Origin of the sequence: Thalassolituus sp. UBA675, from assembly GCF_002297765.1 — a bacterium.
Classification (GTDB): domain Bacteria; phylum Pseudomonadota; class Gammaproteobacteria; order Pseudomonadales; family Oceanobacteraceae; genus Thalassolituus.
Map to the genome: position 1 here is coordinate 42299 of NZ_DBNJ01000008.1, position 14358 is coordinate 56656.

At 51.8% G+C, this 14358-nt stretch carries 13 protein-coding genes; 9 read left to right on the forward strand and 4 right to left on the reverse strand.

Going from position 1 to position 14358, the window contains the following annotated elements; translation table 11 throughout:
* Nucleotides 1-17 precede the first annotated feature (17 nt).
* Both carB and greA read left to right on the forward strand, forming a co-directional pair.
* Nucleotides 18-3233 (forward strand): carbamoyl-phosphate synthase large subunit, encoded by a 3216-nt coding sequence (carB, locus tag B3007_RS03180; RefSeq protein ID WP_301377119.1) that lies wholly within the window; start codon nt 18-20, stop codon nt 3231-3233.
* Nucleotides 3234-3350: 117 nt separating this feature from the next.
* Nucleotides 3351-3827: a transcription elongation factor GreA gene (gene greA, locus B3007_RS03185; protein ID WP_301377118.1), complete on the forward strand. Its 477-nt coding sequence runs from the start codon at nt 3351-3353 to the stop codon at nt 3825-3827.
* A gap of 95 nt (nt 3828-3922) precedes the next feature.
* Here greA and B3007_RS03190 read toward each other — a convergent pair whose 3' ends face one another.
* Nucleotides 3923-4942, reverse strand: a complete 1020-nt coding sequence (locus tag B3007_RS03190) for a fatty acid desaturase family protein (RefSeq protein WP_301377117.1) — start codon at nt 4940-4942, stop codon at nt 3923-3925.
* Nucleotides 4943-5067: 125 nt separating this feature from the next.
* Between B3007_RS03190 and B3007_RS03195 the strand changes: the two genes are divergently transcribed.
* Nucleotides 5068-5877 (forward strand): PaaX family transcriptional regulator C-terminal domain-containing protein, encoded by an 810-nt coding sequence (locus tag B3007_RS03195; RefSeq protein ID WP_301377115.1) that lies wholly within the window; start codon nt 5068-5070, stop codon nt 5875-5877.
* A gap of 35 nt (nt 5878-5912) precedes the next feature.
* On the opposite strand, the gene B3007_RS03200 is transcribed toward B3007_RS03195, so the two are convergent.
* The 3 genes from B3007_RS03200 to yhbY all read right to left on the reverse strand — a co-directional run bounded on the left by B3007_RS03200 (nt 5913) and on the right by yhbY (nt 8110).
* On the reverse strand, nt 5913-6431 hold the full coding sequence (locus tag B3007_RS03200; protein ID WP_068437929.1) for an acyl-CoA thioesterase: 519 nt from the start codon (nt 6429-6431) through the stop codon (nt 5913-5915).
* Between the two features lie 153 nt (nt 6432-6584).
* Nucleotides 6585-7709 (reverse strand): beta-ketoacyl-ACP synthase III, encoded by a 1125-nt coding sequence (locus tag B3007_RS03205; RefSeq protein ID WP_301377113.1) that lies wholly within the window; start codon nt 7707-7709, stop codon nt 6585-6587.
* Nucleotides 7710-7807: 98 nt separating this feature from the next.
* Complete coding sequence (gene yhbY / locus B3007_RS03210) at nt 7808-8110, reverse strand: ribosome assembly RNA-binding protein YhbY (protein WP_301377111.1); 303 nt, start codon at nt 8108-8110, stop codon at nt 7808-7810.
* A 116-nt stretch (nt 8111-8226) separates the two neighbouring features.
* Here yhbY and rlmE point away from each other — a divergent pair, with 116 nt between their 5' ends.
* The 6 genes from rlmE to secG all read left to right on the forward strand — a co-directional run bounded on the left by rlmE (nt 8227) and on the right by secG (nt 14358).
* Nucleotides 8227-8847 carry a 23S rRNA (uridine(2552)-2'-O)-methyltransferase RlmE gene (gene rlmE / locus B3007_RS03215; protein WP_297530409.1) on the forward strand — a complete coding sequence of 207 codons (621 nt, stop codon included), beginning with the start codon at nt 8227-8229 and terminating at the stop codon, nt 8845-8847.
* 71 nt (nt 8848-8918) lie between these two features.
* The gene (gene ftsH, locus B3007_RS03220) at nt 8919-10856 is read left to right on the forward strand and encodes an ATP-dependent zinc metalloprotease FtsH (RefSeq protein WP_301377109.1); all 1938 of its coding nucleotides are present in this window, start codon (nt 8919-8921) and stop codon (nt 10854-10856) included.
* A gap of 89 nt (nt 10857-10945) precedes the next feature.
* Nucleotides 10946-11788: a dihydropteroate synthase gene (folP, locus tag B3007_RS03225; RefSeq protein WP_301377107.1), complete on the forward strand. Its 843-nt coding sequence runs from the start codon at nt 10946-10948 to the stop codon at nt 11786-11788.
* Entirely contained in the window at nt 11781-13115 is a 1335-nt protein-coding gene (gene glmM, locus B3007_RS03230; RefSeq protein ID WP_297530402.1) for a phosphoglucosamine mutase, read from the forward strand. The genes folP and glmM overlap by 8 nt, the downstream gene beginning before the upstream one ends.
* A gap of 82 nt (nt 13116-13197) precedes the next feature.
* Complete coding sequence (tpiA, locus tag B3007_RS03235; RefSeq protein WP_297530400.1) at nt 13198-13938, forward strand: triose-phosphate isomerase; 741 nt, start codon at nt 13198-13200, stop codon at nt 13936-13938.
* 15 nt (nt 13939-13953) lie between these two features.
* Nucleotides 13954-14358: a preprotein translocase subunit SecG gene (gene secG, locus B3007_RS03240; protein WP_076513468.1), complete on the forward strand. Its 405-nt coding sequence runs from the start codon at nt 13954-13956 to the stop codon at nt 14356-14358.

A 14358-nucleotide genomic window follows, 5' to 3' on the forward strand; every position in this document is an offset into this window, starting at 1 on the left:
ACAGGAAATACCGAGACATGCCAAAACGTACAGACATACAAAGTATTCTGATTATCGGTGCTGGTCCGATCGTTATCGGTCAGGCCTGTGAGTTCGACTACTCAGGGGCACAGGCTTGTAAAGCACTGCGTGAAGAAGGTTACCGGGTTATTCTGGTGAACTCTAACCCAGCGACCATCATGACTGACCCGTCGATGGCCGACGCGACCTATATCGAGCCTATTACTGTCGAAGCCGTCGCTAAGATCATTGAAAAAGAACGTCCTGACGTACTGCTGCCAACCATGGGTGGTCAGACTGCACTGAACTGCGCTCTGGGTCTGGAATCTGCGGGCGTACTGGAAAAGTTCGGCGTAGAAATGATCGGTGCGAACGCTGACACCATCGATAAAGCGGAAGACCGTGACCGCTTCGATAAAGCCATGAAGGCAATTGGCCTTGAGTGTCCACGTGCCGGTATCGCGCACAGCATCGAAGAGGCACGTGAAGTTCAGAAAACTCTGGGTTTCCCCTGCATCATCCGCCCATCCTTCACCATGGGTGGCACCGGTGGTGGTATCGCGTACAACAAAGAAGAGTTCGAAGAAATCTGTACCCGTGGTCTGGACCTGTCTCCGACGAACGAGCTGCTGATTGATGAATCTCTGATTGGTTGGAAAGAATACGAGATGGAAGTGGTTCGTGACAAAAACGACAACTGCATCATCATCTGTTCTATCGAAAACTTTGACGCGATGGGTGTTCACACAGGTGACTCCATCACTGTCGCGCCAGCACAGACGTTGAGCGATAAAGAATACCAGATCATGCGTGACGCCTCCCTGGCGGTACTGCGTGAGATCGGTGTAGAAACCGGTGGTTCTAACGTTCAGTTCGGTATCAACCCGAAAGATGGCCGTATGGTCGTGATCGAGATGAACCCACGTGTATCCCGTTCATCGGCATTGGCATCGAAAGCGACCGGTTTCCCGATTGCTAAAGTGGCGGCCAAGCTGGCTGTCGGTTATACGCTCGACGAGCTGCAGAACGACATTACGGGCGGAGCGACGCCGGCGTCTTTTGAGCCATCGATTGACTATGTCGTAACTAAAATTCCTCGCTTCACCTTCGAAAAATTCCCACAGGCTGATGGTCGTCTGACGACTCAGATGAAGTCTGTGGGTGAGGTGATGGCGATCGGCCGTACTCAGCAGGAGTCTCTGCAGAAAGCCCTGCGTGGTCTGGAAGTGGGCTCTGTTGGTTTCGACCCAATGGTGGATCTGAAAGACCCAATGTCCCGCGACAAGGTTATTTCTGAACTGCGTACGCCAGCGTCTGAGCGTATCTGGTACGTGGGTGATGCTTTCCGTCTGGGTATGTCGGTTGAAGAAGTGTACGAGCACTCTGCGATTGACCCTTGGTTCCTGGTGCAGATTGAAGATCTGATCAAAGAAGAAGAGGCCGTGGCGCAAAGCAGCCTGCAGGCGCTGAATGGCGACCGCATGTTCCGCCTGAAGCGTAAAGGTTTCTCCGATGCGCGCCTGGCGCAACTGCTGGGTGTCACTGAAAAGACAGTCCGTAAGCACCGCCATAAGCTGAATATCCATCCGGTGTACAAGCGTGTGGATACCTGTGCGGCAGAATTTGCGACTGACACCGCCTACATGTACTCAACGTACGAAGAAGAGTGTGAAGCGAATCCGTCAGATCGAGAGAAAATCATCGTTCTGGGTGGTGGTCCTAACCGTATTGGTCAGGGTATTGAGTTTGACTACTGCTGCGTACACGCGGCACTGGCGTCGAAAGAAGAAGGTTTCGAAGCCATCATGGTCAACTGTAACCCTGAGACAGTATCGACCGACTATGACACGTCAGATCGCCTCTACTTCGAGCCGGTGACTCTGGAAGATGTTCTGGAAATCGTTGCTAAAGAGAAGCCTAAAGGCGTTATCGTTCAGTACGGTGGCCAGACACCACTGAAACTGGCTGACGAGCTGGAGGCGGCAGGTGTACCTATCATTGGTACGTCACCAGAAGCGATCGACCGCGCTGAAGACCGTGAGCGTTTCCAGCAGATGATCCAGCGTCTGGGTCTGAAGCAGCCGGTGAACGCGACCGTGACTTCTACGGAAGAAGCGATCGCTAAAGCGACTGAGATCGGCTATCCGCTGGTAGTGCGTCCATCCTATGTACTGGGTGGTCGTGCGATGGAAATCGTGAACAACGAGAAAGCGCTGCGTCGCTACATGACCGAAGCCGTTAAAGTGTCTAACGACTCGCCGGTACTTCTGGATCACTTCCTTGATCGTGCGATCGAAGTTGATATTGATGCCGTATGTGATGGTGAGCAAGTTGTTATTGGCGGCATCATGCAGCACATTGAGCAGGCGGGTATTCACTCTGGTGACTCAGCATGTTCATTGCCTCCATACAGCCTGGCGAAAGACGTGCAGGACAAAATGCGCGAACAGGTTGCGGCAATGGCGATGGAGCTTGGTGTTGTCGGTCTGATGAACACTCAGCTGGCGTATCAGGATGGCGAAATCTACGTGATTGAGGTGAACCCTCGTGCCTCCCGTACGGTTCCGTTCGTGTCTAAGTGTATCGGTACTTCACTGGCAGCGATTGCAGCCAAAGTGATGACAGGAAAAACACTGGCCGAGCTTGGTTTCACCAGCGAAATTGTACCGTCTTACTTCTCAGTAAAAGAAGCGGTCTTCCCGTTCAACAAGTTCCAGGGTGTCGATCCGATTCTCGGCCCTGAAATGAAGTCGACCGGTGAAGTGATGGGTGCAGGCAGCACCTTCGGTGAAGCTTTCTTCAAAGCTCAATTGGGTGCAGGCGCATTCCTGCCGAATGAAGGTCTGGCGTTCCTGTCAGTCCGCGACGCGGACAAAGAAGGCGTTGTCGAAGTAGCGAAAGGTCTGATCGCATGTGGCTTCAAGCTGATCTCTACCGACGGTACTTGTCGTGTACTGCGTGAAGCAGGCGTTGAAAGTGCCCGCGTTAACAAGGTGAATGAAGGTCGTCCACACATTGTAGATATGATTAAGAACGACGAGATCGCTCTGATCGTGAATACGACAGATGGCCCTCAAGCGATTGTTGATTCTGCTGACATTCGTCGCAGCGCGTTGCAGCACAAAGTTTACTACACCACCACACTGGCTGGGGCAGAAGCTGTTGTTGAAGCATTGCGTTCAGAAGGTCTGAAAGAAGTTCGTCGTCTGCAGGAGTTGCACGCTTCGATTTAATTCAGTCGAAGTGCGCTATTCCGATATCGCGAATGACATAACGACATTAAAAATAATATCCAGATGCCCGAAGTAACGGACTTCGGGCATCTTCTATAGCAAGGGAGTCAAAATACGATGCAAAAGTATCCTATGACTGTCGAAGGTGAAAAGGCTCTGCGTGATGAGCTGAAGCAGTTAAAAACAGTTGAACGCCCAAAGGTTATTCAGGACATTGCTGACGCACGTGAGCACGGTGACCTGAAAGAAAATGCTGAATACCATGCGGCACGCGAACAGCAGGGTTTTATTGAAGGTCGCATTCAGGACATTGAGGGTAAGCTTTCTAATTCCCAGGTAATTGATATTAAATCAATTCCGCACAGCGGTAAGGTATTGTTCGGTACGACGGTAACCATCATCAATGTCGAGACCGACGAGGAAGTGGAATACCGGATCGTCGGTGATGACGAAGCCGACATCAAAAATAATCGTATTTCTGTATCCTCGCCGATTGCTCGTGCATTGATCGGCAAGGAAGAGGGGGACACCGTTGTGGTGAATATCCCAAGCGGTACGGTTGAATATGAAATCGATGAAGTGAAACACATCTGAGGCGTGTTGCATCAGGTTCTGTATTTCACGAAAGAGCCCGCAATTGCGGGCTTTTTTGTGTCTGAAATTTACGTTAGCGAGCCCCCAGAAAGAGCTTAGCGAGCAGACGCTGCCAATTTCAGAACCTGCCAGTAGCTTGGCGGGGGAGGGGTGATGTTTTTTTCCTGCATCAGTTTATGCAGCTCGGGCAGTTGCCAGAACGGAACTGAAACCAATGCGTGGTGTTCGATATGGAAATTCACATGGCATGGTGCAAAGAGTGCTCTGGTAAGCAGGCCTGCTCGGGTCGTTCTGGTATTTCTCAACATATCTCCAGTACGTTCTGTTACTGCATGTTCGGCGATGGCTCTGACACGAATGCAGAAGGGGTAAGTGAAGAAGTAGGCGGCCCACCAAAGTGCAAAAAGTTCTGTCAGGTTAAGGCTGAATGTGATTGCGAAGAATACTGTATGGAATATCAGAGTGCGTCGGCTATTGATAAAAAATGCGCGCAAGTGATCGCGTTTCTGCCAGCCCGGACGCTCCAGGCGGTCGACGACACCCGTAACGTTCCAACGAATCAGTTCGGCATTCATCATTGCCAGGCCAATCAGTGACTTCAGCCCTGTCTGGCCGGTGAAATCCCGCATGAACTTACGCATCAGGGATTTCTGGGTAGTAGGGAAGCCTTCAATCAGAGGAAGGTCGACATCTTTATCTGTCCCGGTATGAATGTGATGTTGGGCATGATGATGCCGGTACTTGAGCAGGTCGAGATAGACAGGGGCAGCACATAGCCAATGAGTTACTGTGTCATTCAGCTTTCTGTTGGCGAATAGAGTCCGGTGGGCACCCTCGTGAGTGAGGATGGCCAGGGCGAGTATACGTCCACCCAAAAATAAGAGGCACAGCGCAACCAGGGGGATGGACCAGTAATTCAATATATCCATGGCTAACCATGAGAGGCCCAGCAATAGGAAAATAGCGAACCAGCATTTGGCTACACCGATGGCGCCCTGGAGATCAGAGCGCTGCTGTAGCCGCCGGATAGTGTCTTCGCCAAGAGCATCGTTTAGCCGCTGCCGCGCAGATTCTCTTAGCAGGCCGGTTTCGAATAAATCTCTGTCATCTTTCATATGTCACACCAGACCTGGTTTTTTATTATAAATATTACGGTATATGGCATTTTGAGATGAGTCTAGTAATTATTCCTTTCAGGCTGATATGTTAGTATGTGATCACAACAAGATAAGAACCCCCTATGCCTGACTCCGATAGTCCGTACCCCGCAAAGAAACTAATTCTGAACCTTGTTAAAGAGGCGCAGCAGCCCATCTCTGCGCAGGTGATGGTACGTATGGCAGAGCTTTTTTCTGTTGAAGCAAACAATGTCAGGGTCACTCTGAATCGCCTTGCGCGACAGGATCTGTTGGATCTGACTGAGCGTGGTGTGTATGTGCTCGGCCCTGCAGCGCGGCATCTGGCTGAGCGTCAGAGTGCCTGGCGGCGTACAGAAGACAAAGTACGGCCGTGGGAAGGACAATGGATCACTATCTACACGGCGCACTTGGGGCGGCGTGATCGGAAGATGCTGCGCCAGCGCCAGAGGGCAACACAAATGCTGGGCTTCAGTGAGTTCTATCAGGGGTTGCTCATCCGGCCTGATAACCTGCAGGCTTCTTTAGCTGATCTTACTCAACAGCTGTTCCATCTCGGGCTGGAATCTGAGGCGTGTGTGTTTCGCGCAGACGGTTTTAATGAGGAGTCTGAACCTTCACCGGAAGCACTCTGGCCGGTTGCAGAGATCAATGCCCGTTATCGAGCAAATACAGAAGAGATGCTCAACTGGCGGTCCTCATTTGAGAATAAACCGCTGGATGTTGCTGCACGGGAATGCTTCCTGATTGGTGATCGGGTGCTTCGTGATATTGCTTATGACCCTCTGCTGCCAGAAGAAATTGTGGATCAAGGGGCCCGCAGTGAGATGGTAGCGACCATGGCCGACTTTGACGACCTGGGTAAGTCTATCTGGCGCGAGCTGATCAGCCGTTTTATAGCAGATCAGGCCTAAGTGGCCTGACCTGTTTTCTTTGCCTGGCGCTGGAGTTACGGGCAGCTGACGAGATCTACGCCCAGCTCATCCGAACCATCATCCGCTTCAATGGCTTTCATCATTTTCTGCAGGCGCTTGCCGGCCTCGCGACGCTTCATTGCTTTGTTGTAGCGTCGAACCTGAACATCGTCTTTCAGTTCCAGCGGTGGCAGTGGCGTTGGTTTGTTGTTCTCGTCCATGGCTACCATATTGAAGTAGCAGGTATGAGTATGGCGGACGGTTTTCAGTTTAATGTCTTCGGCGATGACTTTGATGCCGATCTCCATCGAGGTGCGGCCAACGTAGTTGACCGTCGCGAGACAGGTGACCAGCTCACCAATGTGAATGGGCTGCTTAAACAGTACGTTATCTACAGAAAGGGTGACGGCATAGTGGCCGCTGTATCTCATTGCGCAGGTGTATGCGACTTTATCGAGAAGTTTAAGTAATTCTCCGCCGTGCATGTTGCCGGAGAAGTTGGCCATGCCGGGGGTAACCAGCTCGGTCATTTCGGTCTGGATAATCTGACCCATGAATCTTACCTTGGTTTAGACAAGCGTTCATTTTGTCAGATTATCCGATATTTATCAGCGGCTTCGTGCTAACGTCGCCTTTGTCGTACAAGAAAAAGATCAGGCAAATAAAAAGCCGCACATGTGCGGCTTTAAGGATCGGGCTGTCAGGCGTTATATTTTCTCGACTAACAGGCTGCCGACTGAGTAACCCGCACCGAATGAGCAGATCAGACCTTTCTCTCCACTTTCGAAGCCGTCTTTGTGGCGGTGGAAAGCGATCAGAGAGCCAGCAGACGCTGTGTTTGCGAACTCATCAAGAACGATCGGTGTCTCGTTCGCTTCAGGTTCACGTCCAAGTAGCTTCTTGGCGGCAAACATGTTCATCGTCAGGTTAGCCTGATGCAGCCACATGCGCTTGAGGTCGCTGGCCTCAAGGTGGTTCTCACCTAGCTGTTCTGTAATGAAGCCGGTGACCAGGGGCAGTAACTCTTTGAAGACTTTACGTCCATTCTGGCGGAAGTAAGGACGGTCTTCTGGTAGTTGGTCGTCACTGAAGTTGTGATCGGTGTAGTTCCCATCACAGCGAATGTTGTCAGAGAAGGTGGTCATCTGTTTTGTGTCGAGTACACGGAAAGCGTAATCGGCGGTACAGGTTTCCTCGAGTTCCATCACCACAGCGGTCGCAACATCACCGAAGATGAAGTGGCTGTCGCGGGACTTCAGGTTCAGCTGAGGTGAGGCAAACTCAGGATTCACCACCAGTGCGCATTTAGCTGTGCCTGCTTTCAGGGCCGCGTAGGCATTAATCATGGCAAACGTCATGGTTGAACAAGCGATACCCATGTCGTAGGCGAAGCCTTTAATGCCCAGTTTCTGCTGAACTTCAACTGCAGCGGATGGATAGGGGCGCTGATGATTGGTCGTACCCATAATCACCAGATCAATGTCTTCAGGCTTTTTATTGGCCTGCTCCATCGCTTCACGGCCTGCAGCAATCGCCATGGTCACTGTTTCAGGCTCATCACCAGCCAGTGCTGGTTTGAACACTGGGGCCATATGCTCAGGGTCCAGCATGCCTTCTTTGTACATCACGTAGCGTGACTTAATACCTGAAGCTTTCTCGACGAATTCACTGCTGGATGATGGCAGGGCATCAACATCACCTGCTTCAATAGCAGCAGCGTTGTCGGCGTTAAACTTTTCGACGTAGGCGTTATACGCTTCGATCAGTTCATCGTTGGAGATAGTGTGTGGCGGAATAAAGAGGCCTGAGCCTGAAATAACAATGTTCGACATCGCTGCTTAACCTTTTTTATTTTGCATTATCCCCGCTGCGGGCTCGGTATCCAACCTCTGCGCGGGCACGGTGGTTAACTTGTCCTGATTTGCGGCGCTCAGCGCTGCAGGTTCGACAGAGCTGGCTTAGCTTTCGGGTTTCTGCGCAGAAGCAGGGCGGTATTACCGATCTGCTGTACCAGCTCTGCTGCGGTCTTTTTCACCAGTTCAGTGATAACCGCTTTTTTAACTTCGCGATCACCTACTGATACTTTGATTTTTATCAGTTCGTGATCATCCAGAGCACGGTTCAGCTCTTCCATGACGCCTTCGGTGAGGCCATTGCCAGCTACAGTGACAATAGGATTCAGGGTATGGCCAATAGATCGGTAGGCCTTCTTCTGTTCGTTGCTTAACGCCATAGGGTTCGGTCGCTCGACTTTAGGGTGTAAAATATGGCCAAAGTATACCTCAGGTGCATGAGAATAACTGCACTCTGAGTGCCTCGCAGACGTAAAATTACGGAGTACATGGCCTTATGGCGCGCTCGAAATCCAGTGCTGACTGGTTGAAAGAACACGTTGATGATATCTGGGTTCAGAAAGCACAGCAGGACGGCTATCGTACGCGGGCCAGTTACAAGCTGATTGAACTGGATGACAAAGACAAGTTGATACGTCCGGGATCTGTGGTGGTTGACCTCGGTTCTGCACCGGGGGGCTGGTCTCAGGTGGTTGCTCAGCGGGTTGGTGAGAAGGGTCTGGTGATCGCTTCAGACATTCTGGAAATGGACGCTATCGCAGACGTGACCTTCATTCAGGGCGACTTTACGACCGAAGAAGTTTACGACCAGCTTGTCGATGTCATCGATGGGCGACCGGTAGACCTTGTAATCTCAGATATGGCCCCCAATATGAGTGGTATGTCGTCTATTGACCAGCCCGGCGCTATGTACCTTGTAGAGCTTGCGTTGGATATGGCGCGTCAAGTGTTGAAACCAAACGGCAGTTTCGTAGCCAAAGTGTTTCAGGGCGAAGGCTTCGATGCTTACCTGGCTGATATGAAACAGTCGTTTGCGAAAGTAATGATTCGTAAACCTAAGGCATCCCGAGCGCGATCGCGCGAGGTGTATATCGTCGCTAAAGGTTTTCGTCCCTGACCATTGGCTGCTAAGCTAAGCAGAGTGATTCCGGCCGCGTGGCGGTCTGTACGAGTAAGGTGGTGCCTCACATGGCAAAGAATTTCGTTTTATGGGCTGTTATCGCCGCTGTGCTGATGATGGTATTTCAAGGGCTCAACCCGGTAGATCGCAGTAACAGCTGGTCCTACTCGGAGTTCATGAAGGCTGTCGAAAGCGGTCAGGTCGAATCAGTGACTATCTCCGGGCAATCCATCAAGGGGACTTCTCGTGGCGGGCAGGCATTTGAGTCTGTGTTACCCGCGTTCGACGATAAGCTGATGGATACGCTTCTGGTTAATGACGTCGAAGTGATTGGCGAGAAACCAGAGAAGCAGAGCTTCCTGTCTCAGTTGCTGCTGGCGTCACTGCCGATCCTCATTATTATCGCGGTGTTCATGCTGTTTATGCGCCAGATGCAGGGTGGCGGTTCTGGTCGTGGCGGCCCGATGGCCTTCGGCAAGAGCAAAGCCAAGCTGCTGAGTGAAGACCAGATTAAGACGACCTTTGGTGACGTTGCTGGTTGTGACGAAGCCAAAGAGGATGTGAAAGAGCTGGTTGAGTTCCTGCGTGAACCCGGCAAGTATCAGAAGCTGGGCGGTAAGATCCCTCGCGGTGTTCTGATGGTTGGTCAGCCTGGTACTGGTAAAACACTGCTGGCGAAAGCGATTGCTGGTGAGGCTCGTGTACCTTTCTTTTCAATTTCCGGTTCTGACTTCGTCGAAATGTTCGTCGGTGTCGGTGCCTCCCGTGTACGTGACATGTTCGAGCAGGCGAAGAAGCAGGCTCCTTGCATTATCTTTATCGACGAGATCGATGCTGTAGGTCGCTCCCGTGGCGTAGGTATCGGCGGTGGTAACGACGAACGCGAACAGACCCTGAACCAGCTGCTGGTTGAGATGGATGGCTTCGAGGTTAATGACGGCATCATCGTGATTGCTGCGACTAACCGCCCAGACGTACTCGACCCAGCGCTTCTTCGTCCGGGCCGTTTTGACCGTCAGGTTGTGGTCGGTCTGCCGGATATTCGCGGTCGTGAACAGATTCTTCAGGTGCATATGAAAAAAGCACCTGTGGCAGATGATGTGAACGCATCTCTGATTGCTCGCGGTACTCCAGGCTTCTCGGGTGCAGACCTTGCTAACCTGGTGAACGAGGCCGCTCTCTTTGCAGCTCGCGCGAATCGCTCTGAAGTGACGATGGAAGAGTTCGAGAAGGCAAAAGACAAGATCCTCATGGGTGCCGAGCGCAAAACCATGGTCATGTCTGAAAAAGAGAAAGAAAATACGGCGTACCACGAGGCTGGTCATGCGATTGTTGGTCGACTCGTGCCCGAGCACGATCCGGTCTACAAAGTATCTATCATTCCTCGTGGCCGTGCCCTTGGTGTGACTATGTTCCTGCCAGAGGAAGATCGTCACTCAATCAGCAAACGTGGTATCGAGAGCAACATCTGCTCGCTCTACGGTGGTCGTATCGCCGAAGAGCTCACACTGGGCAAAGACGGTGTGACGACAGGGGCCTCGAACGATATTGAGCGTGCTACAAAGTATGCGCGTAACTATGTTACTAAATGGGGCCTTTCAGACAAACTGGGTGCTCAGCTGTACTCTGAAGACGAGCAGAACGGTTACCTGGGTAACTCAGGTGGCGGTCAGATGGCTCATCTTTCTGACGATACTGCGCGCTCAATTGACTCTGAAGTTAAAGAGCTGCTTGATCGTTGTTATCAGCGTGCGACTCAGATTCTGGTCGATAACCGCGATAAACTGGAAATGATGAAAGACGCACTGATGGAATACGAGACAATCGATTCTGATCAGATCGACGACATCATGTCTGGTACCAAGCCGCGTCCACCAAAAGGTTGGGGAGACGGTTCTGGTGGCTCACCGGCGATGCCGGCCGAAGAGCCTGCGGAGAAAGAATCCCGCGACATGGCCAGTGATGATGACGACGTTGCTGGAGAGCCTGCTGGCGAACGCCAGTAATCACTTAAGGCTCTGATGTCTCTAACAGGCACCGGTTTCCGGTGCCTGTTTTGTTTAAATTCCCTCGTATGATCTGATCGGACCTTCCTGTGAAACTATCTTGTGGTAATCGCACTCTCGATCTGGGTACAGCCCACGTCATGGGTATCCTCAATGTCACGCCAGACTCCTTTTCCGATGGTGGACAGTTTAACCAGCTGGATAAAGCCATTGCTCATGCCGGGAGTATGGTCGCTGAAGGAGCCACCATTCTCGATGTGGGCGGTGAATCCACCCGACCGGGTGCTGCCTCAGTATCTGTCGCCGAAGAGCTTGAGCGAGTAGTGCCGGTTGTTGAGCATATCGCCGCCAGGCTGGATGTTGCGATATCCGTCGATACGAGTACCGCAGAAGTTATCAGAGAGTCTGCAAAAGCCGGCGCACACCTTATTAACGATGTACGTGCGTTGCGAAGAGAAGGTGCTCTAAAGGCCGCTGCAGAGACAGGCCTGCCTGTATGCCTGATGCATATGCAGGGAGAACCGGACACTATGCAGAAGAATCCCAGATACGATGACGTAGTGCAGGATGTCAGGAACTTCTTAAGGGAGCGCATTGCTGCCGCTCAGGCCGCAGGCATCTCCTCTGAACAGATTCTGCTTGATCCGGGATTCGGATTTGGTAAAACGCGTATACACAACTACACGCTGTTGAATCGCCTTGAACAGATCGCAGCGCTGGGATACCCATTGCTGACGGGCTTATCCCGTAAACGTATGATCGCTGATGTGCTTAACGCCAGCGGTGACGCTACCGAGCGTGATGATGCCAGTGCGGCAGCAGCAACCCTTTGCGCTATGAAGGGCGCACGCATCATCCGGGCGCACAATGTTAAAAAGACCTGGGAAGCTTTGCAGGTCGTGAACGCAACCCTGAGGGAAGGGCATGAGTAGAAAGTATTTTGGCACCGATGGTATCCGTGGACGGGTCGGTGAGGGGGCTATTACCCCTGAGTTTGTTATGCGCCTTGGTTGGGCTGCCGGTAAGGTGTTTGCTAAGCGCGGAGTGAGCCGCATACTGATTGGTAAAGATACCCGTATTTCAGGCTATATGTTTGAATCAGCTTTGGAAGCCGGGCTGTCGGCTGCTGGTGTTGATATCGGTTTGTTGGGGCCTATTCCTACGCCAGGCATTGCATATCTCACACGTACTTTCCGTGCCGATGCCGGCATCGTCATTAGTGCCTCGCACAACCCTTACTATGACAATGGCATTAAGTTCTTCTCAGCTGACGGTACCAAGTTGCCTGATGAAGTGGAACTTGAAATTGAGAGCTATCTGGACCAGCCGATCGAGTGTGTTGAGTCAGATAAACTGGGTAAGGCTGTCCGCATCAACGATGCGGCGGGGCGCTATATCGAGTTTTGCAAAGGTACGGCAAATTCTCTGAATCTGCGTGGCCTGAAGCTGGTACTGGACTGCAGTAACGGAGCAACCTATCAGATTGCTCCAGCAGTATTCTCTGAGCTTGGCGCAAGCGTTACCACCATTGGTAATACGCCAGACGGTCTTAACATCAATAAAGATTGCGGTTCTACCTCGCCTGAGAAACTTCGTGCTGCGGTTCTTGAACAGAAAGCTGATCTCGGAATCGCATTCGACGGTGACGGTGATCGGGTCCTGATGGTAGATCACACTGGCGAACTGGTCGATGGCGATCAGTTGCTTTACATCGTCGCCAGCCATGCTGCTGAGCAAGGCCGGTTAAATGGTGGCGTGGTTGGTACTCAGATGAGTAACCTCGGTCTTGAGCTGGCATTGAAAGAGCAGGGTATCGATTTTGTACGTGCAAAAGTCGGCGATCGCTATGTGATGCAGAAACTGGTTGAGCATAACTGGCGCTTCGGTGGTGAATCGTCCGGGCATCTTCTTTGTCTGGATGCGAATACCACCGGAGACGGTATTGTTTCAGCGCTGCAGGTACTGGTTGCTTTGCGAGACACCGGTGTAGGTCTGCGTGAATGGACTGAACGTATGATTAAGATGCCACAGACCATGATTAATGTGCGTCGCCAGCGTGATCTTGATGTGATGGCTGATGAACGTGTCCAGCAAGCGCTTTCTGCTACGGAGAAAAAGCTGGGTGATCGCGGCAGGGTGTTGTTACGTCCGTCTGGTACAGAGCCGCTGGTTCGCGTGATGGTCGAGGCTGATGACCCAGCGGTAACTCAGTTGCTGGCGCAGGAGCTGGCTGAAGAAGTGAGCAAGGTGCTGGCATAGGCTGAAGTAGCCAGCGCTGCCCATCTTGTTTCAGACGAGCTTCTCAGATAGTATCTGCGCTCTTTGAATTTTGGGGTGACACATGCGTCGCATATTAGTAGCCGGAAACTGGAAGATGAACGCGTCACGCGCTCAGACTGACACTTTAATTACGGGGCTCCGTAATGCCGGCGAACTCACGTGTGACCTGGCTGTGTTTCCTCCGTTTCCGTATCTGAGTCAGGCGATCTCTGTCGCTGAAGGCAGCCAGATCAGTGTTGGTGCACAGAACTGTGCAGAGGCGGACAGCGGTGCGTTCACTGGTGAAGTGTCGGCAGAAATGCTGAGCGATCTCGGTGCCAGTATGGTCATTATTGGTCACTCAGAGCGCCGGACTCTATACGGCGAGACTGACGACGTTGTTCTGCGCAAAACACGCAAGGCACTGGATAATGGGTTGATTGCTGTTGTCTGTGTTGGAGAGACGCTGGAAGAACGTCAAGGCGGAAAAGCCGAAGAGGTTGTCGGGGCTCAGATGTCTTTGCTGATCTCTGAGCTTACAGATGCCGATTGGAAAAACGTAGTGATCGCTTACGAACCAGTATGGGCGATCGGTACTGGCGAAACAGCAACACCAGAGCAGGCGCAGGCAATTCACGCGTTTATTCGTGGATTATTGACTGAACGGAGCGCAGATCTTGCTGCTGCAACTCGCTTGCTTTATGGCGGAAGCGTAAAAGCTGCAAATGCGGCTGAATTATTTTCACAACAGGATATCGACGGTGGTCTGGTCGGCGGGGCATCCCTCGATGTAGATGAATTTCTCGGTATTTGTCGGGCATAAGGGCTCAGGATTTTTATGGAACAGATTATTCTCATCGGTCACATCGTCATTGCTATCGCGATTATCGCTTTCGTTCTGATGCAGCAAGGTAAGGGGGCTGACGCTGGCGCTTCGTTTGGTTCAGGTGCATCTCAGACTGTATTCGGTTCTGCTGGTTCTGCCAATTTTCTGAGTCGTACTACAGCAATTCTCGCTACCGCATTTTTCATTACCAGTCTGGGTTTGGCCATTTATGCCAAGCAAAAGGCCTCTGGTGCAGATGAAGCAGGAATTCCTACACTGGAAGTGCAAGAAGTACTTGAGCAAGACACCCCAGTTGTGGAAGAATACGCGCCGTCTGAAGATGACGCTCCAGAACTGGACGCTTCTGCTGAAGCAGATAGCCCGGTTGTGGAAACAACGGAAGAAACGACTAAGTAA